Genomic DNA, 25,022 nt, shown 5'->3' with positions numbered 1-25,022 from the left:
GGGCACCCATGAGCGATCTCATCGAGCGGGCGCGGGAGTGGCTGTCCCAGGACCCGGACCCGGAGACCCGCGCGGAGCTGGAAGCGCTCCTCGCCCGCGACGACGAGGCCGAGCTGGCCTCCCGGTTCGGCTCCCGGCTGGAGTTCGGCACCGCGGGCCTGCGCGGCGAGCTGGGCGCGGGCCCGGCGCGGATGAACCGGGTGACCGTGATGCGCGCCGCCGCCGGCCTGGCCCGCGTCCTCGGCCCCGGCCGGCACGTGGTGATCGGCTACGACGCGCGGCACAACTCGGACGTCTTCGCCAGGGACACCGCCGCCGTGCTGACCGGCGCGGGCCTGCGCGCCTCCGTCATGGACGGCAGGTGGCCGACGCCCGTGCTGGCCTTCGCCGTACGCCACCTGGGCGCGGACGCCGGCGTCATGGTCACCGCCTCGCACAACCCGCCCCGGGACAACGGTTACAAGGTCTACTGGGGAGACGGCGCCCAGATCGTGCCGCCGATCGACGCGGAGATCTCACGGGCGATCGACGCGGTCGGCCGGGTGGACGAGTTGCCGCTCGGCGACTCGTGGCAGACGCTCACGCATGAGGCGATCGTCGTCCCCTACCTGCGGGCGCTGGCCGGCCTGCCGGTCGGTGACGCCCGGGACGTCCGCGTCGCGTACACGCCGTTGCACGGGGTCGGCGCGGAGACGCTCGCGGAGGCGTTCCGCGGCCTGGGCTTCGCGGTCCCGGCGACGGTCGCCGCGCAGCGCGACCCCGACCCGGACTTCCCGACCGTCGCCTTCCCCAACCCGGAGGAGCCGGGGGCGATGGACCTCGCGCTCGGCCTCGCGGAGGAGACCGGCGCGGACATCGTCCTGGCCAACGATCCCGACGCCGACCGGTGCGCGGCCGGGGTGCCCCTTCCCGGCGGCGGCTACCGGATGCTCACCGGCGACGAGCTGGGCTGCCTGCTGGCCGAGCACGTGCTGCGCGCCACCTCGGGTGACGACCGCCTGGTCGCGACGACGATCGTCTCGTCGTCACTGCTCGGCAAGATCGCCGCGGCGCACGGCGCGCGGTACGCGGAGACGCTGACCGGCTTCAAATGGATCATGAAGGCGGGTCCCGGCCTGATCTTCGGCTACGAGGAGGCGCTGGGATACAGCGTCGGCTCCGCCGCCGGGCTGCCCGTCCACGACAAGGACGGGATCGGCGCGGCGCTCACCGTCGCGGGCCTGGCCGCGGCGGCCCGGCGGGACGGCAGGACGCTGCTCGACCTGCTCGACGACCAGGCCCGCCGGTACGGCCTGCACGCCACCGGCCAGCTCTCCGTCCGGGTCGACGACCTGTCGATCATCCAGCGGGCGATGGCCGGACTGCGCGCGGCTCCGCCGGTCAAGCTCGGCGGCCGGGAGGTCGAGTCCGCCGAGGATCTCGCCGCCGGTCTGGCCGGGCTGCCCCCGACCGACGGCCTGCGGTACCGGCTCGCCGGCGGCGCCCGCGTGGTCGTCCGGCCGAGCGGCACCGAGCCGAAGCTCAAGTGCTACCTGGAGGTGGTCGTCCCGGTCACGGGGCCCGCGTCCGGGGACGTCGAGCGGGCGCGGACGGCGGCCGCCGCCGACCTGGCCGCGCTCAAGGCGGACCTCGCCGCCGCGATCGGCGGGTAGCGCGGGGCGCACACGCGCGAGACCGGGACCCGCAGGGCGCGAACGCCCGGTGAAGCGGGTCCCGGCAGGGCAGGACGGCCGCCCACGCGGGGCGGCCGTCACCGCGGCTCAGGTCAGGGCGATGGTCACCACGACGAGGGCGACCGCGACCGCGAGGCCGGCGATCGCCACCGGCGACCACGACATGCTGATCGCCCCCGAGGCGTTCCGCTTGCGCAGCACCGCCATCTCGGAGAGCTGCTGCGCCACCCAGTCGGCGTGCGTGCGGCCTGCCGCGGCCGCGTCGTGCCGCCGCTGGTCGGACGCCTGCGCCTTGTTCGCCCGGCGGACCGCCTTGGCCCGCTCGCGGGCGCTCGGCTGGGGGCTCCAGCAGCGGATGGTCGTGTCACCGGCCACGATCACGATCGCGTTGGAGACCCGCACCTGGTCCACCGAGCTCCACGGCACGTACGCGGTGCGGAACGGGTTGCGCACCCGGACGCCGCCCTCCTCCGAGATGATCGCCGGGCGCAGCGCCAGCAGCCCGACGAACACCGTGATGACGCCGAGCACCGCCCCCGCGATCAGCGCGGACGGCATGCTGCCGCGGGAGATCAGGTCCCAGGCGTTCCAGGTCGCGAAGACGATCCACGCCCACCCGAAGACCCACGCCAGCTTGGAGCGGAAAACCTGTTTCATGCGTGCCACTTCAGTTGGGCGAAGCCCGGCTTGATCACACCGTTGATCAGCGCGAGCCTCTCGTCGAAGGGGATGAACGCCGACTTCATCGCGTTGACCGTGAACCACTGCAGGTCGTCCCAGCCGTAGCCGAAGGCGTCCACCAGTTTGGCGAACTCTCCGGTCACGCTGGTCGCGCTCATCAGCCGGTTGTCGGTGTTGACCGTAACCCGGAAGTGCAGCCGGCGCAGCAGCCCGATCGGATGCTCCTCGATGGACGGCGCGGCCCCGGTCTGCAGGTTCGACGTCGGGCACATCTCCAGCGGGATGCGCTTGTCCCGGACGTACGCGGCCAGTCTGCCGAGCTTGGCCTCGCCGTCGTCGGACAGCGCGATGTCGTCGATGATCCGGACGCCGTGGCCGAGCCGGTCGGCCCCGCACCACTGGATCGCCTGCCAGATCGAGGGCAGGCCGAACGCCTCGCCCGCGTGGATGGTGAAGTGGGCGTTCTCCCGCTGGAGGTACTCGAAGGCGTCGAGGTGGCGGGTGGGCGGGTGGCCCGCCTCGGCCCCCGCGATGTCGAACCCGACCACGCCCACGTCGCGGTAGCGCACGGCCAGCTCGGCGATCTCCATCGAGCGGGCCTGGTGCCGCATCGCGGTGAGCAGCGTGCCGACCCTGATCCTCGGAGTGCCGTCGGGGCCGAGCGAGCCGATCCGGAAGCCCTCGATGACCGCCTCCACGACCTCGTCCAGCGAGAGGCCGCCAGAGGTGTGCTGCTCGGGCGCGTACCGGACCTCGGCGTAGACGACGCCGTCGTCGGCGAGGTCCTCGGCGCACTCGGCGGCGACCCGGACCAGCGCCTCGCGGGTCTGCATGACCCCGACGGTGTGGTCGAACGTCTCCAGGTAGCGTTCGAGCGATCCCGAGTCGGACGCCTCCTGGAACCAGGCGGCGAGGTTCGCGGGGTCGGTGGACGGCAGCCTGCCGTAGCCGGTGTCACGGGCGAGATCGATGATCGTCTCGGTGCGCAGGCCCCCGTCGAGGTGGTCGTGCAGCAGGACCTTGGGCGCCTGGCGGATCTGCTCCCGCGTCGGCGTGTTCACGCGCGCTCCCCCGCCCGCCGCGCGGAACCGCTCGTGTTCCCGGCTCCGATATGACCGCTGCGTCGCTCACTCATCGCTTGTCGTCACTCCTCCGCGCCCAGCGGCGCCCGGGCCCCGGACGCCGCTTTCACTCATCTCGGCATCCTATGCCACCTGCGAAAACAGGGATCATGTGCTGTTTGCCGATTACGCGTCGTCGCGGTTGGCAGTCTCGGGCGAGAACGCCGGGAGGCACACGGCCACGTACTCGGCCCCGGACGGCCCGGAGCGATAGCGGATCTTCTCGCCCGGCTCGCTGACGAACGCCTGACCTGCCCCGACCTCGGTGGCGCCGCCCTCGTGCTCGACGATCACCGAGCCCTTGAGCACGAGGGTGTACTCGGCGAACTCCGGCGTCTGCGGCGGCTCCTCCCACTCCGGGGGAGCCTGCATGTGCGCGATCGAGACCCGCTCGTCGCCGCTGTTGACCCGTCCGACGTACTCGTCGATGACCTTTCCGCCCGGGACCGGGATCCGGGTGGCCGCGTCAATCCTCCGTACCATGTGTCCCAGTCTGTCAGTGGGCCACGTCGATGACGATCCTGGACGGCCCCGACTGCGCCAGCACCCGGAACCCGGCCTTGCGGGCGAGCACGAGGCCGACGCTCACGATGCCCTCGAAGTCGCCGTTGTTCACGATGTGGCGGACGTTCGGCAGGTTCGCCGCGACCTGGCGGGGGCCCTTCCAGGTCGGGTCGCCCGCGCGGTTGTGCGCGGCCGCCGGGGTGATGCGCACCTGGAGGTACGCCCCGCCCGCGAGGCCGACCGGGTCGCCGGAGGCGTCGTGGATGAGCTTGTCGGTCCAGGCGACGGAGTAGCCGGGCATCGCACCGGAGAGGTCGATCACGACGCGGTCGAAACTCGCGTGCCGGGCGAACCTGACCCCGGTCACCGTGGGCGGCTTGGCCGGGTGGCGGGAGACGGTGACCGGCTTGGTGCTCGTGGGCGGCGCGGGCTCGCCCGGCTTGGCCGCCGGGTTCCCGGTGGCGGCGGCGTTTCCCGTGGACGTCGCGTTTCCGGTGGACGTGCCGGTCGGGGCGGTCGGGGCGGCGCTCTCCCGCCCGGCTCCGGTCCCCGGGGAGGCGACCGTGGTGGTGGCGTCTCCGGCCATCCCGCCGCTCGCGCCGCTCGCGGTGGTTGTCGTGGTCCCGCAGGCGAGGGTGGCGGCGATCGGCACGAGGGCGAGAGCCAGGGCGCGCGACGTCTTCATGGCGATTCTCCTGTCGAACGTTCCACTGCGAACGGATGCGATTGCGTGCCACCTGATTAGACGCATGCGCCGGGCCCGGAGTTCGGATCTCCGTTAATGTGGCCGCCGTACCGGGTCTCACATTGCGAAATATCCGCATCTATTCGCCCAGCACAGTGGAGGGCAGCGATGAGCTCCGAGGGCGACCTGGGCCGGCTGCAGGGGTTCGACGCGTTCGTCGCCGACCAGGCCCAGCCGCTGGCGCGTACGGCCCTGCTGCTCACAGGGGACCGGTGGAGCGCGCGGACCCTCGTGGTCGACGTCCTGACCAGGATCGCTCTCACCTGGCCCACCGTCCGCTGGGCCAAGCCCACCGACTCGGCCCGCCGGGGGCTCTTCGCGTCCTTCCTGACGTGGGCCGGCGGCCGGACGGAGCCGGCCGCCCAGAGCTCAGACGGCCTCAGCGCCGCCGCGCCGACGTTCAGGGACGCCCTGGGGGCGCTGCCGTCGTCGCGCCGCGCGCTGGTCGTGGCGCGCTTCCACGAGGGGGTGCCGGAGGCGGAGGCCGCCGCGCTGTGCCGTACCGATCCGGGGACAGCGCGGGCCGAGATCGCGGCGGCCGTCGCGGAGCTGCGCGCCCACGTCCCGGGTCTCACGGCACCCGAGAAGGAGTCCGTGCCAGAGCCCGAGCCCGGCACCGGCGGGTGGGCCACGACCTGGGCCCCGCCGACGCCGGAGCAGGAGCAGGAGGCGCCCCGGCAGCACTCCTGGACCTCGGTGCCCTCGTCGGTGCTCCCCTGGTCCGGCGGAGGCGCCGCGGCGCCCCCCACCGGAGCCGCGGACCTCGGCCCGGAGGGCGAGGCGCTGCGCCGCGCGCTGGACGCCCTCGCCTCCGAGATGCCGCCCATGGGCGACGTCTTCGACCAGGTCGCGGGGACCGCGCGGCGGCGCCGCTCCACCCGCGGCCGCCTCGTCACCGGCGTCTCCGTGGTTGTGGCCGCCCTCGTGATCGTGCCCGTGGTCTTCGGCGCGACCTCCCTGATCAGCGCGGCCAACGAAGCGTCCGACCGCACCACCGAGGGCCCGTACGCGACATCGGACGAGGACGACTCGTCCGGCGACGCCCTCCCCTCCACGGTGGACGCCCCCATCCGGTACGCCTACCGGGCCCGCTGCCTGGTGGACGACACCGAGGAGGGCCGGTGCTACGAGTGGCGAGTGGTCACCGCCGAAGGGCGACAGTACGTGATCTACGACGCGGGCGTCAGGACCGATCCCGGCGGAAACCAGTTGCTCGCGATCACCCCGGACGGGAACAACATCGCGTACTACAACACCTCCTGGTCGGACTTCGTGATCATCGACCGGCGGCACTCGGTGCCGGAGGAAAGCGAGCTCGTCGAGGTCGGACAGCGCCTCACCAAAGACACGTCGCTGGCGATCTCACCGTCGGGTCGGTGGGTGGCGGCCGGGTTCGGCACCGGAGGGCGGGCCCGGCCGACCCGGGTGCGCGACTTCACCAGGCGCCACAATTGGACGTTGCCACGCAGGCTCCACGTCCTCGCGGTGGCCGACGACGGCACGGTCACCGGCACGGTCGGCCAGGTCGGCGGCGGGAGGCCGGTCGATCTGGTGCGGATGCGCCCGAACGGCCGGGTACTGAACCGGATGCGCCTGGACGGCCCGCTGCTCGCCCCCGACCTGCCCGTGGCCGCCGTCGCGTCCCCCAGCGGGCGCACCCTGGCGGTGGTCGCCGAGGTCGCCCGCCCGGGAAGGGCCACCGCGGTCCGGGTGGCGATCGTGGACGCCGTCGCGGGCCGGGTCCGCGGGAGCTGCCTCGCCTCGCTGCCGCCGGGCACCGAGGTCCGCCGCGTCCACGGCTGGGGAGGCGCGCGCGAGGTGGTCGTCGAGACCGGCCCCTCGTCCAGGAAGAGCGACCGCGTCTCGTCCGCGACGGCCGTCGAGGTGCGGTCGTGCCGTCTCCGCGGCATCGCTCTCGACGGCCGGGCCGAGGCCCGCCCCCACTGGGCCCTGGGCGCGCTGAACGAGTCCCAGTGACGCACCAGGCAATGTTTCGCCCCGTGGCGGTTGGACTCGCTCCGCCTCGCGGCAGGGTGTGCGGTTGGGCCGGAAGGTAGGCATTCAGCAGGATGCCGGTGCGAATCGAGTGGCGGCCACGGGACGATCGTGGACGCAACCCCGATGACAGACGTCCGTCCGACGGTTGTGGCGCGAGCCGAGCATGCGCAAGGAGATGAGCCATTGAGCAGCTATCGCAAGTGGCGCGAGAGCGGTCACCTGGAGCGTGCGATCGAAACCGCCGGCGGCGTAGAGGCGTCCGAAGACGAGGTTCATCACCTGCGCGAGGAGGCGCAGGGATGGCAGCTCGCAGGCAACGGGCGCGATCCTGATCCTTGCGATGGAGGACCAGAACACGCGTGAGGGGCGCTTCCCCCGTGGAGCGCCCCTCACCCGCCGTCAGACCGTTTCGAGGGCCTGCTCCGCGGCGGCGGTCGCCGTACCGGAGCGGGAGCGGGAGCGGGAGCGGAGCCGCAGCCCGCTCACCGCGACGGCCAGGCCGAGCAGGGCGAACAGGGCCGAGACGATGATCGCCGAGCGGAAGGCGCCGATCGGGTCGGCCGTCGAGCCGGAGGTCAGGACCGCCGTCACGATGGCCAGCACCACCGCGCCGCCGACCTGGCCGGAGGTGTTGAGCAGGCCGGAGGCGAGCCCCTGCTCGTCGTCGGACACCCCGTTGGTGGCCTGGATGTTGAGCGACGGGAAGGAGAGCCCGAACGCGATCCCGAGCAGCGCCATCCCGGGCAGGACCATGGTGGCGAGGCTGGGGTGCGTGTCCAGCCGCAGGAACATCGCGTAGCCCGCCAGCAGCGCGACCGAGCCGAGCGCGATCAGCCGCCCGGTGCCGTACCGGTCGGCGAGGTCGCCCATCTTGGTCGAGCTGACCGCGACCAGCAGCCCGGCGGGCAGGAACGCCAGCGCGGTCTCCAGCGCCGACCAGCCGAGCAGGTTCTGGAAGTACTGCATGGCGACGAACTGGAAGCCGACGTACGAGCCGAACAGGATGACGAGCCCGATGTTGGCCCGGACCAGCGGCGCGGAGCGCAGGATGCCGAGGCGAACCAGCGGGTGCCGGACCCGGCGCTCCAGCCACACGAACAGGGCGAACAGCGCGGCCACGGCGACCGCGGAGAGCACGGTCCGCCAGAGCGGCACGTCCGGCGCCTGGACCACGGTGAAGACCAGGAGCAGCATCGCCGCGGTGATCGTGATCGCTCCGAGGATGTCGTGGCCGCCCTCGCCGCGCTCGTCGGAGCGGGGCAGCAGCCGAAGGCCGGCGACCAGGGCCACGATCGCCACCGGGACGGGCATCAGGAAGGTCCAGCGCCAGCCGATCTCGGTCAGCAGGCCGGAGAGCACGAGCCCGAGGGAGAAGCCGCTCGCGCCGCAGGCGGTGAAGATGCTCAGCGCCCGGTTCCTGGCCGGTCCCTCGGCGAAGGTCGTGGTGATGATCGACAGTGCCGCGGGGGCGGTGAAGGCCGCGCTCATGCCCTTGACGAAGCGCGCCGCGATCAGCAGCGCGCCGTCGTTCATCAGCCCGCCGAGCAGGGACGCGACGGCGAAGACGGCCAGCGCGACGAGGAAGACCCGGCGGCGGCCGAGCAGGTCGGCGGTGCGGCCCCCGAGCAGGAGCAGGCCGCCGTAGCCGAGCACGTACCCGCTCACGACCCACTGGAGGGCGGCGGTGGACATGCCGAGGTCGGCCTGGATGGCGGGCAGCGCCACGCCCACCATCGACACGTCGAGGGCGTCGAGGAAGACGACTGCGCATAGAACGCTGAGCGCACCCCACGGGGGCGCCCCCCAGCGCTCGTTCGTTCCGGATGAGGTCATGGCGGGAGACATTACATGCATCTGCATTCAATGCACAAGCATTTAATGCATTTGCATACACTGCTCGCCCGTGCTAGGCTCCGCGCGAAAAGGAGGCTGGGATGGCTCGCCACAAAACCGGCAATGACGTCATCGACAAGTGGCGCGAGCTGCTCGCGCGGCACGCCACCGTCTCCTGCGCACTCGATCGCGAGCTGGGTGAGCGGCACGGCCTCGGCGTGAGCGAGTTCGAGGTGCTGGATCACCTGGCGGAGGGCCTCTCCACCTGTGACACGGGCGGCAAGGAGAAGTTCCGCGTGCAGGAGCTCGCCGACGAGGTCCATCTGAGCCAGAGCGCGCTGTCCCGGCTGATCGCCCGCCTGGAGCGCGAAGGGCTGGTCACCCGCGCGATGTGCGAGGCCGACCGCCGGGGCGTGTTCGTCCTGCTCACCGACGAGGGTAGGAAGCGGCACGCGGAGGCCGCCCCCACTCATCTCGCGGTCCTCACGGCCCATCTCGGCTGACGCCGTCACCTCGGGCCCGGTACGTGCGGCGAGCGCCGGTCCTGAAAGCTCGCCGCACGTACGCGTGAGGGGTCAGTCGCGGGCGAGGTCCCCTTCGGTGATGCGGTCGATCACCAGCGGGAACAGGGCGGGGTCGGCGACCTCGCCGATCTCGTAGCCGCCCTCAAGCACGGCGAGCGCCCGCTCGAACCGTCCCGGTTCGTCGGCGTGCAGGGTCATCAGCGGCTGCCCGGCGCGCACCGTGTCGCCCGGCTTGGCGTGCAGGGTGATCCCGGCGCCGAAGGAGACGGCGTCCTCCTTGCGCTCACGCCCGGCGCCGAGCCGCCAGGCCGCCACGCCCACGCTGAGGGCGTCCAACCGGCGCAGCACACCCGAGGACGGCGCGACGACGTCCATCGTCTCGGCCGCCACGGGCAGCGGCGCGTCCGGGTCGCCCCCCTGGGCGCCGATCATCCGCCGCCAGGCGTCCATCGCGGAGCCGTCCTTGAGCGCCTGCTCGGGGTCCTTGGCCCCCGGTACGGCGGCGGCCTCCAGCATCTCCCTGGCCAGCCGTACGGTCAGCTCGACGACGTCGGAGGGGCCACCTCCGGCGAGCACCTCGACGGACTCCGCGACCTCCAGGGCGTTGCCCACGGCCCGGCCGAGCGGCCGGTCCATCGCGGTGAGCAGGGCGACCGTCCTGACCCCGGCGTCACCGCCCAGCGCGACCATGGTCTCGGCCAGCTCGCGGGCGTCGTCCACGTTCTTCATGAACGCGCCGGAGCCCACCTTGACGTCGAGGACGAGCGAACCCGTGCCCTCGGCGATCTTCTTGGACATGATGGACGAGGCGATCAGCGGGATCGACTCGACCGTCCCGGTGACGTCCCGCAGCGCGTACAGCTTCTTGTCCGCCGGGGCGAGGCCGCTGCCCGCCGCGCAGACGACGGCGCCCGCGGTGCGGATGACGTGCAGCATCTCGTCGTTCGACAGCGACGCGCGCCAGCCGGGGATCGACTCCAGCTTGTCGAGCGTGCCGCCGGTGTGGCCGAGCCCGCGCCCGGAGAGCTGCGGCACGTACGCGCCGCACGCCGCGACGAGCGGGGCGAGCGGCAGAGTGATCTTGTCGCCCACGCCGCCCGTGGAGTGCTTGTCGGCGGTCGGCCGGTCGAGCGCCGACCAGTCCATCCGCTCGCCGGACCGGATCATGGCGAGGGTCCAGTCGGCGATCTCCCTGCGGTTCATGCCGTTGAGCAGGATCGCCATCGCCAGCGCGGACATCTGCTCGTCGGCCACGCCGCCCCGGGTGTACGCGTCGATCACCCAGTCGATCTGGGCGGTGGACAGCTCGCGCCGGTCCCGCTTGGTGGTGATGATCTCGATCGCGTCGAACCCCATGGTTCCCCCCAATATCGCGTACGGCCCCACGTAAGCCGCACGTCCTGAATTATCGCGACAGGTCGTCAGGGCCGAAGGCGAACGGCAGGAGGTCCGCCAGCCGCCAGGGGCCTTCCGGGGTCTCGACCAGCAGCTCGGACCCGCCGTGCTCCAGCAGGAGCTGGCGGCAGCGCCCGCACGGCATCAGCAGCTCTCCGTGCCCGTCCACGCAGGTGAACGCCACCAACCGCCCGCCTCCGCTCGAATGCAGCGCCGACACGAGCCCGCACTCCGCGCACAGCCCGACGCCGTACGACGCGTTCTCGACGTTGCAGCCGGTGACCACCCGCCCGTCGTCCACCAGCGCGGCGGCGCCCACGGGGAACTTGGAGTACGGCGCGTACGCGTGCGCCATGGCCTCGGTCGCCTGGGCGCGCAGCGCGTCCCAGTCGATGGTCGGCTTGGTCATTTGGCCTGTCCTCTGCGATAGGGAACGCCGTCGGCGGCCGGCATGCGCAGCCGCTGCGAGGCGAGTGAGAGCACCAGCAGCGTAGTCAGGTGCGGTGTGAACGACGTGAACGCGTCCGGGACCGTGTCGGTCACCGCGAAGACCGCGAAGACCGCGATCGCCGCGATCCCGGTCACCAGGGCGGCCCGGTTCCTGCGCTGCCGTACGAGCTGGAAGATTGCGACGGCGGCGAGCAGCAGGGCGACGACGAGCAGCAGCGCGTGCACCGAGGTACCGCCCTGCCGGAGCTGGAGCGCGTCGGTGTAGCCGAACAGGGCCGCGCCGCCGGCCAGGCCGCCGGGCCGCCAGTTACCGAAGATCATGGCGGCCAGGCCGATGTAACCGCGCCCGCCCGTCTGCCCGTCACGGTAGATCCCGGCGGCGACGAGCGAAAGGAACGCCCCGCCGAGGCCGGCGAGCCCTCCGGAGACGATCACCGCGATCCACTTGTACAGGTAGACGTTGACGCCCAGCGACTCCGCGGCGACCGGCCGCTCGCCGCAGGACCTGATCCGCAGACCGAAGGCCGTACGCCACAGCAGGTAGAACGACAGCGGCACCAGCAGGATCGCCAGGATCGTGAAGTACGAAACGTTCTGCGTGAGCCCGTGGAGGACGCCGGCGACGTCCGACACCAGGAACCAGTGCTTGTTCTGCAGTTCCAGCAGCGGCTGGCCGATCCCCGGCACGTTGAACGTCCCCATGTTCGGCACCCGCGGCGACTGCTTGGCGCCGCCGCCCTTCATCGGGGAGAAGACCAGCTTGGAGAGGTACTGCGTGAAGCCGAGGCCGACGATGTTGATCGCGACACCCGAGATGATCTGGTCCACGCCGAAGGTCACGGTGGCCAGCGCGTGAACGGCGCCGCCGATCGCGCCGCCGATCGCCCCGGCGAGCACCCCGGCCCAGGGGTTGCCGAACTGGAGCGCGCCCCAGGCGCCGAACCAGGTGCCGAGGATCATCATGCCTTCGAGGCCGATGTTGACCACGCCGGCCCGCTCCGACCACAGGCCGCCGAGCCCGGCGAGACCGATCGGTACGGCGAGGCCCAGCGCGGCGCTGATCGTGCCGCCGGAGGTGATGTCGTTGGCGCCGGTCAGCAGTCGGGCCAGCGACAGGAGGATGACCAGCGCGGCGAGGCCGAGCAGCAGGATGGGGAAGGTCAGCCTGAACCGGCGGGCCGGCGGCGCGGCCGCCGGCTTCTCCGCCGCGACGTCCGTGGCGGTCATGCGGCGGCCCCTTCCGTCTCGGCCGGAGCGGCGAGCTCGCGGCTGACCCGGTGCTGCGCGGCGACGATCCGATACCGGTGCACCAGCTCGTACGCGATGATCACCGAGAGCACGATCACGCCCTTCATGATGTCGACGAGCTCCTTGGAGATGTGCAGAATCTGCAGCGCGTTCGAGGAGCTGTCAAGGAACGCCCACAGCAGGGCGCCGATGGCCATGCCGACCGCGTTGTTCCTGCCGAGGAGGGCGATCGCGATACCGGTGAAGCCCAGCCCGGCCGGGAAGTTCAGGCTGTACTCATAGGAGCCGCCGAGCAGCTCCGGCATGCCGACGAGGCCGGCCACCGCCCCCGAGACGGCCATCGCGCTGATGACCATGCGCTTGACGTTCACCCCGCTCGCCACCGCGGCCGGCTCCGACCGGCCAGTGGCGCGCAGGCCGAACCCGAACCGGGTCCGGTTGAGCAGCACGGCGTACCCGATGCCGGCGACGATCGCGACGACGAGGAAGCTGTTGACCTCCATCGGCGTGCCGGGGATCAGCGCCCATCCGGGAGCGTGCGCGTCCTCGGGGATCGGCTTGGTGCCGATCGCGTTGCCGTTCAGCACACCGAGCCGGTCGGCGGTCAGCAGCCAGCCGGTCAGGCCGGTGGCGATGGCGTTCAGCATGATCGTGGAGATGACCTCGCTGACGCCGCGGGTCACCTTGAGCAGACCGGCGATCGAGGCCCACAGGGCGCCGACGAGCACGGCCACGAGGACCACCAGCAGGCTGTTGAGCACGCCGGGCAGCAGCCCCGCCCCGCCGACGGCCGCGGCGAGGAGCGCGGCGAGCCGGTACTGGCCGTCGACGCCGATGTTGAACAGGTTCATCCGGAACCCGACCGCCACCGCGACGGCAGACAGGTAGTAGGCGGCCGCCGTGTTGAGGATCAGCACGATGATGCGCGGCGTGGAACCCTGGTCGATCAGGGTCGTGAAGGCGTCCACCGGCGAGTTGCCCGCGATCAGCAGGACGACGGACGTCACCAGGCCGGCGAAGACGACGGCGAGAACCGGAGCGACGACCGCGAACACGCCGTCGAGCTTCACCCGCCCGGTCAGGCGTTCCATGAATCCACTCATGCTGTCTCCTCGCCGGCGCCGGTCATCGCGGAGCCGAGCTGCTCGGGGGTCACGGAGGCGGGATCGACGTCGGCGACGATCCGGCCCCGCAGGATGACCTTGAGCGAGTCGGACAGGCCGATGAGCTCGTCGAGGTCGGCGGAGATCAGCAGTACGGCGAGGCCGGCGGCCCGCGCGTTCCTCAGGTGGTCCCAGATCGCGGCCTGCGCGCCCACGTCCACACCCCGCGTCGGGTGTGAGGCGATCAACAGCGCCGGTTCGCCACTCATCTCCCGGCCGACGATCAGCTTCTGCTGGTTGCCGCCGGACAGGGCGGCGGCGTCCACGTCGATGCCGGGGGTGCGGACGTCGTACTCCTCGACGATCCGCTGGGTGTCCTTGCGGGCGCCCGCACGGTCGATCCAGATGCCCTTGACGTTCGGCTCACGCGTCTGGTGGCCGAGGATGCGGTTCTCCCAGAGCGGCGCCTCCAGCAGCAGGCCGTGCCGGTGCCGGTCCTCGGGGATGAAGCCGATGCCGCCTTCGCGCCGCTTCAGCGTGGACCAGCCGGTGATGTCCGCGCCGGCCAGGCTGACCGTCCCGGCGTTGATCGCGCGCATGCCCATGATGGCCTCGACCAGCTCGGCCTGGCCGTTCCCCTCGACGCCGGCGATGCCGAGGACCTCGCCCTTGTGGATCGTGAACGAGATGTCGTCGAGCAGCAGGCGCACACCCGCTGCCCGCAGTTCCTCGGCGGAGGCGCCCTTCACGACGGGTCCGGCCCCCGGGTCCGCCATCGTGAGGCCGGAGACCTCCAGCGTGACGACGTCGGTGACGGTGGACTCGCGGGTCTCCGGGCTGGGCAGTTCGCTGCCGACCATCAGCTCGGCGAGCTTGCGCGCGGTCACCTCGCGGGGATCGACGCTGGCCACGGTCGTGCCCCGGCGGATCACCGTGATCGCGTCGGCGACCTTGAGCACCTCGTCGAGCTTGTGCGAGATGAACAGGATCGTGAGGCCCTCGCGGACCAGCACCCGGAGGTTGTCGAAGAGCTCGTCCACCTCGTGCGGCACGAGGACCGCGGTGGGCTCGTCGAGGATGAGGATCCGGGCGCCGCGGTAGAGGACCTTGAGGATCTCCACCCGCTGGCGGTCCCCGACCCCGAGTTCCTCGACCAGCGTGTCCGGGTCGACGCCGAGGCCGTACGCGTCGGAGATCTCCCTGATCTTCCTGCGTGCCCGGCCGAAGTTGATGGCGATGCCGAGCTTGCGCGGCTCGCTGCCGAGGATCACGTTCTCAAGGACCGTGAGGTTGTCGGCCAGCATGAAGTGCTGGTGAACCATCCCGATCCCGGCGGCGATGGCGTCGCCGGGGGTGTGGAAGTTCACGACCGCCCCGTCGATCCGGATCTCACCCTCGTCCGGGCGCTGCATGCCGTAAAGGATCTTCATGAGCGTGGACTTGCCCGCGCCGTTCTCACCGACGACGGCGTGGATGTGTCCCTTGGTGACGCTCAGGCAGATGTCCCGGTTCGCGACGACTCCGGGAAACCTCTTGGTGATCCCCTTCAGCTCAACGGCGGGTTCTGTGGCGATTGCGGTGGTTATGGCGGCCTCCCCCACACGAAGTGCCTGGGTCACAGGCACGGTAGGCCGAGGAGCCCGGAGCGGTCGGCTCCGAGCCCCCCGGAAAGACGGCAGGTCAGGGGGTCGTGGAGACCGTGATCTCGCCGTTGATGATCTTGTTCTTGTACTCGTCGAGCTGCGACTTGATGTCGTCGACCTTGCCGCCGGTGGTGGAGAAGTCCACGCCGCCCGCCTTCAGGTCGAACCGGGACTCACCGGCCTTGACGTTGCCGCCGACGAAGTTCTTGAGGTAGTCGTAGACCGCGACGTCGATCTTCTTCAGCATCGAGGTGATGATGACATCGGCGACGGCCTTGTCCGCCGTCTTCGCCTGGTCGGAGTCCACGCCGATCGCCATGGCGCCCGCGTCCTTGGCGGCCTCGAAGACACCGCCGCCGGAGCCGCCCGCGGCCTGGTAGACCACGTCCGCGCCGGCGTCGTACATGCCCTGGGCCGCGGTCTTGCCCTTGGCCGGGTCGTTGAAGCCGGTGAAGTCCGGGGGCTGGCTCAGGTACTTGGTCTGGATCTTGATGTCCGACTTGACCGCCTTGGCGCCCGCCACGAAGCCCGCCTCGAACTTCTGGATCAGCGGGACCTCGACACCGCCGACGAAGCCGACGCTGCCCTTCTTGGACTTCAGCGCGGCCGCGGCGCCGACCAGGAACGAGCCCTGCTCCTCAGCGAAGACCAGGTTGCTGACGTTGGGGCCGGTGGCGTCGGCATCGTCGATGATCGCGAACTTGACGTCCGGGAACTCGGCGGCGACCTTCTTCACGGAGCCGGAGTACGCGAACCCGACCGCGATGATCGGGTTGAACCCGGTCGAGGCGAGCAGGCGCAGCCGCTCCTCCTTCTGGGCGTCCGTCTCGCCGGGAGTGGTCTCCAACTCGTTGGTCTCGAGACCGAACTCGGCCTTGGCCTTGTCCAGGCCCGCGGCGGCGGCGTCGTTGAACGACTGGTCACCACGTCCGCCGATGTCATATGCCAGGCCGACCTTGGCCTTCGCCGCGGCGGGCTCCGACGACGCGCTCGCGCCCGTCTCGGTCTTGGCGTCACTACCTCCACACGCGGCGGCGGCCATGAGCATGGCGCCCGCAGCAGTGGCGGCAGCCAGCTTGCTTACTCGATTGCGGAGCAAGGTGTTACTCCCCTTCCGTGTCCCGCCGTCCAACCGGTCCCGCGCGCACGACGCGCGCCGACCCTGCACGGAAGATAGTTGTTTGACCTGCATAGACCAAATGGGCGCACGAGTCCGAAACCTGTCCGTTATGCACCTCTCGCCACCTTGTGACCAGCGAGTAAGTTCGATCTATCCCGAGAGGCGCACGGAGGACTCGGCACCGGTCCTCACCACAAGATCATCGAACCCGTGGCGACAGCGCTTTCGCACGTCGTGGCCGGTGTGAGAAGAAGGCCGGGAAAGGGCCGGAAGGGGTCGGGGCGGCGGCAGGGGGCCGTACCCAGACAAACGTGCCGGAGCGGCGGTGTCCGCCCACTCCGGCACGTCGAGTCACACAGGGATGTCCGCGGCGGCGTCCACCGGGACGTTCAGGAAGGCCGTCAGCGGGCGCCGTCGCCCCACAGCGCGGTGAGCGCGGTGGCCGCCAGGGTCTTGACCCCGACCCCGATCGCCCGCTCGTCCACGTCGAACTCAGGACGGTGGATGTCGACCTCGTTGACCGCGCCGGGGACGCGGGTGCCCAGCCGGGCCAGCGCGCCGGGCACCGACTCGAGGTACCAGGAGAAGTCCTCGCCGCCGAGGCTCTGCGGGGTCGGCACCGCCGCCGTCTCCCCGACCATCTGGACCACCGCGTCGTGCAGCATCTGGATGCTGGTCGCCTCGTTCACCGTCGGCGGCGTGCCACGGCGATAGTCGATCTCCGCCTCGACGCCGTACGCCGAGGCCACCGAGTCGACCAGCGACGCGATCAGGTCGGGCGCCTGCTGCCACGCCTCCTCGTCGAGCGAGCGGACCGTGCCCTTGGCCTCGCCGACGTCGGGGATGGCGTTGAACGCCGAACCGGCCGCGATCTGGCCCCACACGAGGCTGAGGCTGGAGCGCGGGTCCACCCGGCGGGACAGCGCGGCCGGCAGCTCGGTGATGATCTTGCTCAGTGCGTACACGAGGTCGACCGTGAGGTGCGGGCGGGCGGTGTGCCCGCCGGGACCGGTGACCCGGACGGCCATGCTGTCGCACGACCCGGTGATCGGACCGGTGCGCAGGCCCACGTGCCCGACGTCGATCCGGGGGTCGCAGTGGAGCGCGAAGATGCGGTCCACGTCGCTCAACCCGCCGTCGCGCATGACCACGAGCGCGCCGCTCGCCGTCTCCTCGGCGGGCTGGAAGATCAGCCGGACCCGCCCGGGCAGCGCGCCCGCCTCGGCCTGAGCGGCGAGGAACAGCCCCGCGCCGAGGACGGTCGCCGTGTGGACGTCGTGGCCGCAGGCGTGGCAGGCGCCCGGCACCGTCGAGCGGTACGGCACGTCCTTCTCGTCGTCCATGGGCAGCGCGTCGATGTCGGCGCGCAGCGCCACGGTGGGGCCGCTCTCCCGGCCGAGGTCCACCCACAGGCCGGTGCCGCGGGTGAGGATCCGCGGCTTCAGGTCGGCCTCCAGCAGCCGCTGGACGATCTTCTCCGTGGTGCGGTGCTCGTTGAAGGCGGTCTCGGGGTGGGCGTGGAGGTCGCGCCGGAATTCGATGAGCTCATCGCCGTGCTCGCGCAGGAAGCCGGTCAACTGCCCGGCGAGGTCGCCGCCCTGGGGAACCTCCGCGTTGTCGGGGGGCGCGAGCCTCGATGAGATCGTCACAACTCTTTCCTTCCTCGGGCGAACCGCGGCCCACGGGCCTTGGAGGGTGCCGTTCCCTCTGCCCGGCGCGATTCGCCGGTTATCGTGATGGCGCTCAGCGGGACGCGACCGCGTCGCGCCGTGTGCCGGACAGCCGGGGTCCGGAGATCGGCTGAGCGTCGCCGTCGTACCCGCCCTCGCCCAGGTTCGGTGTCAAACGCCCGAGCGGATCTCTGTGGAGTCCCGCTCCACCCGGCGGGCCGCGATGTCAGGCCACACCGAAGAGCGAAAGGGTCGCGTAGACATGTCCGCCACGACCGACCCTTCGTTCGCAATCTTTCCACGGTTCCGCCGGGCAAGATGGGCGATTGACACAGTATTTACGACGAGAACTCGATCATCACCTGCTTTCAGGTCCCGGAGTGACCGGGACCGCCGGCCGACAGCCCGGGGGGCGAGGTGACGAACCTGTCCTCCGCGAGTTCGACGATCGTCGCGTCCACGACGTCCTCCAGCGAGCCGCCCGCGGCGAGGATCGCCCGCTGCCGCTCACAGGAGCTCCCCCGGTCGAGCACCTCGCCCATGACGGCGAGCTCGTCCGCGCAGCCGAGCCGCTCGGCGACCGGGTCCAGCTCGCGCCGAAGCTCGTAGAGCGCGTCGCGCACCGGCGCGGTGGACCCCTGGTCGTCCGTGATGACGTCGGCGTCGAGGCCGTACCGGGTGGCCCGCCACTTGTTGTCCCGCACGACCCAGGCCGGCGGCCGTGGCAGCTTGTACCCCCGGTCGAGCTGCTGGTCGAACTGCTGGACCAGGCACTGGGAGAGTGCGGTCACCATCCCGACCTCACGGAGGGTGGGGATCCCGTCGAACATCCGGATCTCGATGGTTCCGAAATCTGGATGTGGCCGGATATCCCACCATACCTCCTTTATGCTCCTAATTGTCCCGGCGCGTACCAGAGTGTCCATATACTCCTCGAACTCCGTCCAGTCGGCGAGGAGGTGCGGCGGGCCGGCCGTGGGCAGCGCGCCGAAGACGATCGCCCGGCTGGACGCGAGCCCGGTGTCCTGCCCGCCCCAGCAGGGGCTCGACGAGGTCAGCGCGAGGAAGTGCGGCAGGTACGTGGCCAGGGCGTTGACGATCGGGATCACCTTGTCCCGGTCGCGTACGCCGACGTGGACGTGCACCCCGAAGGTCTGGATGCGCCAGGCCAGCCACTGCATCTCCTCGACCAGCTCGGTATACCGCTGGACGGGGGCGTAGACCGCGTCGCGCCAGTCGCTGATGGCGTGCGTGCCGGTGCAGGCCAGCGACATCCCGCGCGGCTCGACCGCGTCGCGGAGCCGGTCGATGCTCTTGCTCAGGTCGGCCACCGCCTCCGCCGCCGTGTGGCAGATGTCGGTGACGATCTCGATCTGCGACTGCATCAGCTCGTGCATGGCCTTGGGCCGCGCGCTCTCGCTCAGCTCGGGGACCGCGGCCAGCACCTCCTTCGCGTCCTGGCGCAGCCGCCTGGTGTGCCGGTCGACGAGCTGCAGCTCCCACTCCACTCCCAGAGTCGCCCCACGCGAAGGATTGAACTGGATCGCCACCGCGGACCTCCCGTGCTCGGAATCGGCGTTCTCCTACGCCGTACCCGATTTATCCGCCCGGTTTACCCCCTTCTACTACCTGGTTTCCAGGATCGGATGGCGACCACGGCGAGTACGAGGGCCAGGATGATGTTGACCGCGATGAGGATGCCGTGCACGACATAGAAGCTCGTCGGGTGCCCGTCGGCCAGGTTGAACCCGAGGTTGATCCATTCAAAGACCATGAAAGCGGCCAGGGCCAGGAGAAAGCCCGATACACGTCTCGACATGCTCTCAGTATCGGCATTGCCACCGAGTGCGTACGCCCGCGATCTTTGGGGGATCTGTCACATCATGCGCAAAGATCCAAAGCTAGGCTGAGGCCCCTATGAGGACCAGCCTGCGCGCCCTCGGGGCGGCCTTCACCGCGGCGACCACCGTCGCGACGCTCAGCGGCGTCACGCTCTGCACCCCCGCCGCCGCGCGTACCGCGCCGGCCGCGCGCGAGGGCGCCGTCGGCGGCGACCTGCTCGCCGGACATGGGCTGATCGCCCCCGACGGGATCAAGGCCCCTCCCAAGACCACCGCCTCCTCATACGTCATCGCGGACGCGGAGACCGGCCAGGTGCTGGCCGCCAAGGACCCGCACGGCCAGTACCTGCCGGCGAGCACGCTCAAGACCCTGACCGCGGTCACGCTCATCCCCCGGCTGGACAAGACCAAGACCGTGAAGCCCAGCCAGGAGGCGTGCGACGAGGAGGGCAGCGCGGTCGGCCTGGTGCCCAAGCCCATCTACAAGGTCGACGACCTCATGCGCGCGCTGCTGATGGTCTCGGGCAACGACGCCGCCAACGCGCTCGCCGAGGCGCACGGCGGCCTCGCGGTCACCCTCGCCGACATGAACAAGGTGGCCCGCAAGCTCCAGGCGTACGACACCGTCGCCAAGACGCCGAGCGGCCTGGACCGTCCCGGGCAGCGCAGCTCGGCCTACGACCTCGCGCTGATCGCCAGGGCCGGCCTGGCGCTCCCCGAGTTCCGCAAGTACGTGAGCACGAAGACGGCCAAGTTCCCCGCGCCCAAGGGCTACTACGAGATCGGCAACCACAACAAGCTGCTCTGGCGCTACCCCGGCATGATCGGGGTGAAGAACGGCTGGACCACGAAGGCGCTCGGCAGCTTCGTCGGCGCGGCCAGCAGGAACGGCCACACGATCATCGTCTCGATCATGCACTACGAGGGCTCCTTCTGGGACGACGTCGCCAAGATGCTCGACTGGGGCTTCGCCGCGCGCGGCCGGTCCACACCGGTGGGCGTCCTGGTCGATCCGGTGCCGGACACGCCGCCGTCCGCCAAGGCGCTCCCGCGCTCGGGCCCGGCGCTCGCCGGAGGCGGCGCCACGCCGATCGCCTCGGGCACGCCGGTCGCCGCCGTCGACCGCGGCGGCAGCGGGACCGTCGCCGCGGTGATCGCGGGCGGGGTCGGCCTGCTCGGCGGCCTCGTCTGGCTCGTGTACGGCCTAGCACGCCGGCACCGCCGCGCCGGCCACACCTGACCGGCGGGCGCGGCCGCGGGACGGCGGCTCAGCCCGCGGCCGCCCGCGCCCTCGCGCTCCCGGCCGCGTAAACGACCGCCGTCACGGCGGCGAGCCCGGCCGCCACGAGAAGCGGGTCGCCGAAGCCGCCGAGCACGGCGACGCCGAGAATGGCGCCCACCTGGCGGGCCGCGTTCACCGCCCCGCCGGCCGTGCCCGCCGTACCGGGCGGCGCCGCGGCGACCACGCCCGCCAGTAGCGCGGGGAAGCAGAACGACAGCCCGAGTCCGGTCACGACCAGCGACGGCCCGAGCAGGTCGGTGCGCGCGACCCCGGCCAATCCGGCGGCGAGCAGAACCAGGCCGCCGGTGATCGGGGCCCGCGCGCCGTACCGGGCCACGAGGCGGCCGGTGAGCAGCGGGTTGACGGTCATCGGCAGGGTGAGCGGCAGGAAGGCGAGCCCGGCGGCCACCGGTGCCAGATGCCGCCCCTCCTGGAGGGTCAGGGTGAGCACGAAGAGCGCTCCGGAGAAGGCGAAGTTCGCCACGGCGCCGGCCACCAGTTCGGGCCAGGCGGCGCGCAGCAGCCCGCCCGGCAGCGCCGGAGCCTGGCTGCGCCGTTCCACCGCCACGAACGCGACCAGCGCCGCGGCCGCCACCACCCCCAGGAGCGGGGAGCGCCCGGTCACCGCCTGAGCGAGCGAGGCGAGGAAGGCGCACGCCGACGCCTGCACGGCCCAGTCGATCCGGCGCAGCCCGCGCGGCGACACCACGCCCCTCGCGCCCAGCAGACCGAGCGCGGCCAGGGGCGGGTTGATCAGGAAGGTCGCCCGCCAGCCGCCCACGTCCACCAGCAACCCGCCGAGAAGCGGGCCGAGCGCGAGGGCGCTGCCCGTCACGGCGGCCCAGACGCCCATCGCCCGCGCCCTCTCCTGCGGCCGCGGGTGGAGCTGCGCGATCAGGCCGAGGGAGCCGCCCAGGCAGAGCGCGCCGGCCACGCCGAGCAGCGCCCGCAGCGCGACCAGCGCCCCGAGCGCGGGTGCCGGCGCGCACAGCGCCGAGAGCAGGCCGAAGGCGGCCACGCCCACCCGGAACACGCGGGCCGCGCCGTACCGGTCGGCCACCGCCCCGCCGACCAGCAACGACGCGGCGAAGGCGACCGTGTACCCGTTCACCGCCCACTGCTGCCCGGCGAGCGAGCCGCCCAGCGTCGCGCGTATGTCGGGCAGCGCGATGGTGAGCACGGTGGTGTCGAGGAGCACCAGGAAGTACGCGAGCGCGAGGCTCAGCGAACGCAAGCGAGACGTCATGCCGGTCACCCTGCTGAACCGGACATCCTGCCTCAACAGCTCCCACCGGAGGCGGCGTTCGGGATATCCGTATGCTCGGGGCGTGGAACTGCGGCATTTGCGGGCATTTGTAGCGGTCGCCCGGTTCGGCACCGTCACCGAGGCGGCCAGCGCGCTGGGACTGGCCCCCGCCTCGGTGTCGGAGCAGGTCCGCAGACTGGAAGGGTCGCTCGGCGTCGCGCTGTTCACGCGTACGTCACGGGGCATGCGACCCACCGAGGCGGGCGCGCGGCTGCTCGACCGGGCCCAGACCCTGCTCGACCACGCCGACGAGGTACGGCGCGCGGTGACGGGGGCGCGGCAGCGGGTCCGGGTGGGCGCGCTGGAGATGCTGGCGGCGACCCGGCTGCCGTCCGTCGTGCGGCGGCTGGCGGAGCGGCGCCCCGACATCGACCTGGAGATCTCCTCGCTGCCCCGCAACGTGCTGCTCGCCGAGCTGGCCACGGGCGGCGTCGACGCCGGGCTGTTGCTCGACTCCGGCCTGCGGGTCGGCGCGCTGGGCTTCCCGGCGCCGCCGGACCTGGAGCACCTGGACGAGGCCGAGGTGGCGTTGGTGATGGTCGCGGCGCCCGGTCACGCGGACCGCACCCTGCTGGTGACCTCGCCCGAATGCTCGGCGCGGCTGGCCGTGGAGCGGACCGTCGGCCGGGAGGTCCCGCGCCGGGAGCTGCCGAGCGTCGCCACGGTCAGGGAATGGGCCAGGCAGGGGCTCGGCATGGCACTGCTGCCCGACTTCGTCGTGGAGGCGGACCTGGCGTCGGGCGCCCTGGTGGCGCTGGACGTCGCCGCGCCCACCCTGGCCCTGCGGCTGGTCTGGACGCGCGGCCGCGAGGAGCCGCTACGCGACGTCCTCTACGCGTTGAGCGCCTGACCCCGGCCGGGAGAGACGGCTCAGGCGGGGAGGGCGGGGGACGGCACGGGCGTCGGCTCAGGCGGCGGGCCCATCCCCGAAGTGGCCGTCCAGGCGGCCGCGTAGAGGACGACGCGAGCCGACAGGTTGATCCAGACCAGCATGCCCACGACGACGGCGAACGTGCCGTACACCGGGTTGGTCAGCGTGTGGGACAGGATCAGCGTCGCGAGCTGCTTGAGCACCCCGAAGACGAAGGCGCCGAGCAGGGCGCCGCCGAGCACGACCCGGAACGGCTGCGGCGCCCGCGCCAGCCACGCGAAGATGATCAGGAAGAGCACGAGGTCGGCGACGAGTCCGGCGAGGAAGCCGGCCAGCCAGACGGCCACGCCGACCGGTTCGGAGCCGCCCAGGCCGAGCCATCCGGCGACCGTGCTGGTCGCCCCCACGGCGAACGCCCCGATGGCGGCCGACACGAGGAGCGTCACCCCGGTGAGGAGCAGCGCGACCAGGTCCCTGAGCTTGGCCCGCAGGAAGGCGAGCGGCGGCTCACGGCTCATCCAGATCTCGCGGAGCGCGAAGCGCAGGGCGTCGACCGCGCCGAGCCCCGCGTACAGCAGGCCGACCAGGCCGAACACGCCCGCCCCCGCCCGCGCGTCGGCGATCCGGCTGATCTCCAGGCGGTCGGCGAGGCCGGGGAGCTGCTGGTTGATCGCGTCGGTGAGCGCAGTCCGCGCGTCGGGGCGCGCGGCCAGGACGAAGCCGAGCAGCGCGAACGCCAGCGCGACCAGCGGAAAGAAGGACAGGAACGCGAAGTAGGTGAGGGATCCCGCCAGCCGGCTCCCCGACTGCACCTCGTAGCGGTGCGCGGTGCGGACGAGGTGGTCGAACCAGGGGAAGTGGACGCGTTCCCGCTCCATCAGCCGGCGGCCGCCCGCCCGGACCCTCTCGACGAACCGTGTGATCCTCCCGAACATGACACCCCAGCCGGAGGACTACCCCGGACCGAGGCCCGGGGATCAGATCAGGAGGAGGAAGGCAGGAAACCCACGCGCTCGCGCACCTCGGCCATGGTGGCGCGGGCCACCGCGCGGGCGCGCTCGGCTCCCACGGCGAGCAGCCGGTCCAGCTCGGCGTCGTCGGCGAGCAGCTTCTCCGTGCGCTCGCGGATCGGTCCGAAGGTGTCGAGGACCAGCTCGGCCACGTCCTTCTTGAACGCGCCGTAACCCTGGTCGGCGTAGCGGGTCTCCAGCTCGGGGATCGGGGTGCCGCTCAGCGCCGACTGGATGCGCAACAGGTTGGTGACGCCGGGCTTGTTCTCCTCGTCGGCGCGGACCTCCGTGCCGGTGTCGGTGACCGCGCGCATGATCTTCTTGCGCAGCGGGCCCGGCTGCTCCAGCAGGTCGAGGATGCCCTGCGGGCTGGAGGACGACTTCGACATCTTCGCCGTCGGCTCCTGGAGGTCGGTGATCTTCTCGACCTCCTTCAGGATGTACGGGTTGGGCACCTTGAACGTCTGCCCGAACCGGCTGTTGAACCGCTGCGCGAGGTCGCGGCTGAGCTCCAGGTGCTGCTTCTGGTCGACGCCCACCGGCACCTGGTCGGCCTGGTAGAGCAGGATGTCGGCGGCCATCAGGATCGGGTAGGTGAACAGGCCGACGCTGGCCGCGCTCTCGCCGTACTTGGCCGCCTTGTCCTTGAACTGGGTCATCCGGGCGGCCTCGCCCATGCCGGTCTGGCAGGCGAGGATCCAGGCGAGCTCGGTGTGCTCACGCACGTGGCTCTGCACGAAGACCGTGCAGCGCTCGGGATCGAGACCGACCGCGAAGAGCTGGGCGGCGGCGATCCGGGAGCGGCGGCGCAGCTCCTCGGGAGCGGGATTGACGGTGATCGCGTGCAGATCCACCACGCAGTAGAACGCCTCATGGGTCTCCTGCATCGCCACCCACTGCCGGACCGCGCCGAGATAATTTCCCAGGTGGAAGGAGTCAGCGGTGGGCTGGATTCCAGAGAGCACGCGAGGACGATCCATAGCACCTCATTCTGTCAGCAGATC

The 25,022-nt window shown here is 71.7% G+C and carries 23 protein-coding genes; 6 read left to right on the top strand and 17 right to left on the bottom strand.

All coding sequences use genetic code 11. The features are described from left to right. Positions 1-8 precede the first annotated feature (8 nt). Positions 9-1,652 carry a phospho-sugar mutase gene (locus ACQP1V_RS07470; RefSeq protein WP_433420185.1) on the top strand — a complete coding sequence of 548 codons (1,644 nt, stop codon included), beginning with the start codon at positions 9-11 and terminating at the stop codon, positions 1,650-1,652. A 108-nt stretch (positions 1,653-1,760) separates the two neighbouring features. Here ACQP1V_RS07470 and ACQP1V_RS07465 read toward each other — a convergent pair whose 3' ends face one another. The 4 genes from ACQP1V_RS07465 to ACQP1V_RS07450 form a co-directional block, all read right to left on the bottom strand. Then, on the bottom strand, positions 1,761-2,330 hold the full coding sequence (locus tag ACQP1V_RS07465) for a PH domain-containing protein (protein ID WP_433420183.1): 570 nt from the start codon (positions 2,328-2,330) through the stop codon (positions 1,761-1,763). After that, a complete protein-coding gene (locus tag ACQP1V_RS07460) occupies positions 2,327-3,415 on the bottom strand; it encodes an adenosine deaminase (protein ID WP_067129699.1) in 1,089 nt (362 codons plus the stop codon). The genes ACQP1V_RS07465 and ACQP1V_RS07460 overlap by 4 nt, the downstream gene beginning before the upstream one ends. 186 nt (positions 3,416-3,601) lie before the next feature. Continuing rightward, positions 3,602-3,958, bottom strand: coding sequence for a cupin domain-containing protein (locus ACQP1V_RS07455; RefSeq protein WP_433420181.1), 357 nt, complete (start codon positions 3,956-3,958; stop codon positions 3,602-3,604). Positions 3,959-3,971: 13 nt separating this feature from the next. Further along, positions 3,972-4,664, bottom strand: a complete 693-nt coding sequence (locus ACQP1V_RS07450) for an AMIN-like domain-containing (lipo)protein (RefSeq protein WP_433420178.1) — start codon at positions 4,662-4,664, stop codon at positions 3,972-3,974. Between the two features lie 168 nt (positions 4,665-4,832). Here ACQP1V_RS07450 and ACQP1V_RS07445 point away from each other — a divergent pair, with 168 nt between their 5' ends. Next, positions 4,833-6,701 carry a hypothetical protein gene (locus ACQP1V_RS07445; RefSeq protein WP_433420176.1) on the top strand — a complete coding sequence of 623 codons (1,869 nt, stop codon included), beginning with the start codon at positions 4,833-4,835 and terminating at the stop codon, positions 6,699-6,701. A gap of 204 nt (positions 6,702-6,905) precedes the next feature. Continuing rightward, a complete protein-coding gene (locus tag ACQP1V_RS07440) occupies positions 6,906-7,085 on the top strand; it encodes a hypothetical protein (RefSeq protein ID WP_433420174.1) in 180 nt (59 codons plus the stop codon). A gap of 36 nt (positions 7,086-7,121) precedes the next feature. On the opposite strand, the gene ACQP1V_RS07435 is transcribed toward ACQP1V_RS07440, so the two are convergent. Beyond that, positions 7,122-8,555 (bottom strand): MFS transporter, encoded by a 1,434-nt coding sequence (locus ACQP1V_RS07435; RefSeq protein ID WP_433420171.1) that lies wholly within the window; start codon positions 8,553-8,555, stop codon positions 7,122-7,124. Between the two features lie 101 nt (positions 8,556-8,656). Between ACQP1V_RS07435 and ACQP1V_RS07430 the strand changes: the two genes are divergently transcribed. Continuing rightward, the gene (locus ACQP1V_RS07430; RefSeq protein ID WP_433420169.1) at positions 8,657-9,058 is read left to right on the top strand and encodes a MarR family winged helix-turn-helix transcriptional regulator; all 402 of its coding nucleotides are present in this window, start codon (positions 8,657-8,659) and stop codon (positions 9,056-9,058) included. A gap of 72 nt (positions 9,059-9,130) precedes the next feature. On the opposite strand, the gene ACQP1V_RS07425 is transcribed toward ACQP1V_RS07430, so the two are convergent. From ACQP1V_RS07425 to ACQP1V_RS07385, 9 genes are all read right to left on the bottom strand, one after another. After that, positions 9,131-10,435 (bottom strand): thymidine phosphorylase, encoded by a 1,305-nt coding sequence (locus ACQP1V_RS07425; RefSeq protein WP_387408295.1) that lies wholly within the window; start codon positions 10,433-10,435, stop codon positions 9,131-9,133. 49 nt (positions 10,436-10,484) lie between these two features. After that, a complete protein-coding gene (locus ACQP1V_RS07420) occupies positions 10,485-10,883 on the bottom strand; it encodes a cytidine deaminase (RefSeq protein ID WP_387408293.1) in 399 nt (132 codons plus the stop codon). Continuing rightward, the gene (locus ACQP1V_RS07415; protein WP_433420165.1) at positions 10,880-12,151 is read right to left on the bottom strand and encodes an ABC transporter permease; all 1,272 of its coding nucleotides are present in this window, start codon (positions 12,149-12,151) and stop codon (positions 10,880-10,882) included. Before ACQP1V_RS07415 ends, ACQP1V_RS07420 begins: the two co-directional genes overlap by 4 nt. After that, positions 12,148-13,275: an ABC transporter permease gene (locus tag ACQP1V_RS07410; protein ID WP_433420162.1), complete on the bottom strand. Its 1,128-nt coding sequence runs from the start codon at positions 13,273-13,275 to the stop codon at positions 12,148-12,150. The genes ACQP1V_RS07415 and ACQP1V_RS07410 overlap by 4 nt, the downstream gene beginning before the upstream one ends. Then, positions 13,272-14,894, bottom strand: a complete 1,623-nt coding sequence (locus ACQP1V_RS07405) for an ABC transporter ATP-binding protein (RefSeq protein ID WP_433420159.1) — start codon at positions 14,892-14,894, stop codon at positions 13,272-13,274. Before ACQP1V_RS07405 ends, ACQP1V_RS07410 begins: the two co-directional genes overlap by 4 nt. A 61-nt stretch (positions 14,895-14,955) precedes the next feature. Then, positions 14,956-16,017, bottom strand: a complete 1,062-nt coding sequence (locus tag ACQP1V_RS07400) for a BMP family lipoprotein (RefSeq protein ID WP_433420156.1) — start codon at positions 16,015-16,017, stop codon at positions 14,956-14,958. Positions 16,018-16,439: 422 nt separating this feature from the next. After that, the gene (locus tag ACQP1V_RS07395) at positions 16,440-17,687 is read right to left on the bottom strand and encodes an amidohydrolase (protein ID WP_084258725.1); all 1,248 of its coding nucleotides are present in this window, start codon (positions 17,685-17,687) and stop codon (positions 16,440-16,442) included. Positions 17,688-18,076: 389 nt separating this feature from the next. After that, entirely contained in the window at positions 18,077-19,258 is a 1,182-nt protein-coding gene (locus tag ACQP1V_RS07390; protein WP_433420153.1) for a glutamate--cysteine ligase, read from the bottom strand. Positions 19,259-19,320: 62 nt separating this feature from the next. Further along, positions 19,321-19,527, bottom strand: coding sequence for an SCO4848 family membrane protein (locus ACQP1V_RS07385; protein WP_067129737.1), 207 nt, complete (start codon positions 19,525-19,527; stop codon positions 19,321-19,323). Positions 19,528-19,625: 98 nt separating this feature from the next. On the opposite strand from ACQP1V_RS07385, the gene ACQP1V_RS07380 reads away from it, so the two are divergent. After that, complete coding sequence (locus ACQP1V_RS07380) at positions 19,626-20,789, top strand: D-alanyl-D-alanine carboxypeptidase family protein (protein ID WP_433420150.1); 1,164 nt, start codon at positions 19,626-19,628, stop codon at positions 20,787-20,789. A gap of 28 nt (positions 20,790-20,817) precedes the next feature. On the opposite strand, the gene ACQP1V_RS07375 is transcribed toward ACQP1V_RS07380, so the two are convergent. Next, on the bottom strand, positions 20,818-22,077 hold the full coding sequence (locus ACQP1V_RS07375) for an MFS transporter (protein WP_433420147.1): 1,260 nt from the start codon (positions 22,075-22,077) through the stop codon (positions 20,818-20,820). Between the two features lie 82 nt (positions 22,078-22,159). On the opposite strand from ACQP1V_RS07375, the gene ACQP1V_RS07370 reads away from it, so the two are divergent. Beyond that, positions 22,160-22,987 (top strand): LysR family transcriptional regulator, encoded by an 828-nt coding sequence (locus tag ACQP1V_RS07370; protein ID WP_433420144.1) that lies wholly within the window; start codon positions 22,160-22,162, stop codon positions 22,985-22,987. 20 nt (positions 22,988-23,007) lie between these two features. Here ACQP1V_RS07370 and ACQP1V_RS07365 read toward each other — a convergent pair whose 3' ends face one another. After that, positions 23,008-23,943, bottom strand: coding sequence for a YihY/virulence factor BrkB family protein (locus tag ACQP1V_RS07365; RefSeq protein WP_433420142.1), 936 nt, complete (start codon positions 23,941-23,943; stop codon positions 23,008-23,010). A 47-nt stretch (positions 23,944-23,990) separates the two neighbouring features. Then, positions 23,991-24,998, bottom strand: a complete 1,008-nt coding sequence (trpS, locus tag ACQP1V_RS07360) for a tryptophan--tRNA ligase (RefSeq protein ID WP_433420139.1) — start codon at positions 24,996-24,998, stop codon at positions 23,991-23,993. Positions 24,999-25,022 lie beyond the last annotated feature (24 nt).

The sequence above is a fragment of the Microtetraspora malaysiensis genome (genome assembly GCF_050947145.1).
Classification (GTDB): domain Bacteria; phylum Actinomycetota; class Actinomycetes; order Streptosporangiales; family Streptosporangiaceae; genus Microtetraspora_A; species Microtetraspora_A malaysiensis.
The sequence above is the reverse complement of the archived record's forward strand: the minus strand, read 5'-3'. Positions and strand labels throughout refer to the sequence as shown.